Origin of the sequence: [Flexibacter] sp. ATCC 35208, from assembly GCF_001975825.1 — a bacterium.
Lineage (GTDB): Bacteria > Bacteroidota > Bacteroidia > Chitinophagales > Chitinophagaceae > Chitinophaga.
The window spans coordinates 1-1,665 of the sequence record NZ_MTKN01000173.1; the positions used below are offsets into that span (position 1 = coordinate 1).

At 41.0% G+C, this 1,665-nt stretch carries 2 protein-coding genes; both read left to right on the forward strand.

Annotated elements, in window-relative coordinates:
- Nucleotides 1-34: 34 nt before the first annotated feature.
- On the forward strand, nucleotides 35-352 hold the full coding sequence (locus BW716_RS34895) for a transposase (RefSeq protein ID WP_083730656.1): 318 nt from the start codon (nucleotides 35-37) through the stop codon (nucleotides 350-352).
- A 14-nt stretch (nucleotides 353-366) separates the two neighbouring features.
- Complete coding sequence (locus BW716_RS34900; protein WP_235644025.1) at nucleotides 367-1,218, forward strand: IS3 family transposase; 852 nt, start codon at nucleotides 367-369, stop codon at nucleotides 1,216-1,218.
- The last annotated feature ends 447 nt before the right edge of the window (nucleotides 1,219-1,665 follow it).

Here is a 1,665-nt window from a genome sequence, read left to right on the forward strand (position 1 = left end):
TCGGGACAGTCAATTTGCTTAACTTTACGAAGCAATGACAACGAAAAAGACAAAAAAGACGCGTAGGAAGTATGATGCCACCTTCAAGGCAGAAGTGATCAAAATGGTATCCTCAGGACGTTCAGTTTCTGATGTAGCCCAAGCCATGGGTATTGGGGAGAACCTGGTCTATCAATGGAAGAATGCAGAGAAGGCCACCCGGCAAACGCCCAGAGAGGGCGGCAACGAGGTATCAGGCCAACCAGACTTATTATCGGAAAATGAGCGATTGAAAGCAGAGCTACGTCGCGCGGAACAGGAGCGCGATATTCTAAAAAAAGCCTTGGGAATTTTCAGCCGGGGGAATCAGTAAAGCTCTATGCGTTTATTGATACTTTAAAAGGCCAATATCCACTTCAATTGCTCTGCGATGTGTTGTCAATAAGCCGAAGTTGTTATTACGAATGGAAGAAAGAGAAGACCTATCAACCAAACCCTGACAGCAAGAGGTTAGAGGAGCAGATAGTAAGTGTTTTTAAAGAAAACAGGCGTCGATACGGCACTCGAAGAATCCTTAAAGCTCTTAACCAGGAAGGCGTTAAAACGAGCGTTTTTAAGATCAGAAAGACAATGTTGAAGAACGGATTAAAAGCAATTCAACCGCGATCTTTTGTGCCTAAAACCACCGATAGTCGTCATCCTTACTTAATAAGTCCGAACGTATATAAACAACGAGGCTTCCCAGGTAAGATAAATGAAACCTGGGTTGGTGACATTACCTACATTCCGATGGCAGATGGAAGCTTCCGTTACTTGTCTGTATGGATGGACTTATACTCACGTAAAATAGTGGGCTGGGAAGAGCAGGACCACATGAAAGAGTCTCTGGTAATCACATCGCTAAAAAAGGCCCTTAAAGGACGACCGATTCCCGAAGGAATGATCATACACTCTGATCGGGGTGGTCAATATGCCGGAACTAAATTTCGTCAGCTTATCAATAAACATAAACTCATCCAAAGTATGAGTGATGCTGATAACCCGTATGATAATGCCCACATGGAATCCTATTTTGGCCGATTTAAGGCAGAACTAATGGAAGGTGGTGCATTTGAATCTGCTGAAGATTCCCGTACCGAAATTTTCGAGTATATCGAAATGTATTACAATCCTAAACGATTGCACTCGTCACTTGGATATTTATCACCAAATGCATTTGAACAAAAACTAGCAACATGAAATTAGTGACGATAAAGCTAATATATCGGCGATATGCACTGAATAACGATAATTATACAGATAGTTAACGTAATGCTCTTTTGCTGGCGGCCATGTCTGTTATTCAAAGAACTATAATGCTCCGATGTCCGGAAATATTCCTGGCAGGTTGCACCTCTGCAGCGCCTGATTCCGCTTCTTTCCGGCAAAACAAAGATAATGATTTATCCTACAAAAGCATCTATGTAATAATGGCTAAAAGCCAATGTGGATAAGTGTTTCTAAGGCGTTTGGTTTTTAAGAAAAAAAAGAAGCAAAAAAAAGAAAAATAGGTATGCGCTGCGCGCATGAATCTTTTTTATTAGGTTTGTGTAGGCATAGCATCAAAGCATGTTTCTCTATTCTATAGAATTAATCTAATACTTTAACCTAAACAAATACACTGTCCGGATAATTCAATACACCTCA

What these genes read in the sequence shown, in the direction of transcription:
- BW716_RS34895 (WP_083730656.1), top strand. Translation starts at nt 35, where the DNA reads ATGACAACGAAAAAGACAAAAAAGACGCGTAGGAAGTATGATGCCACC.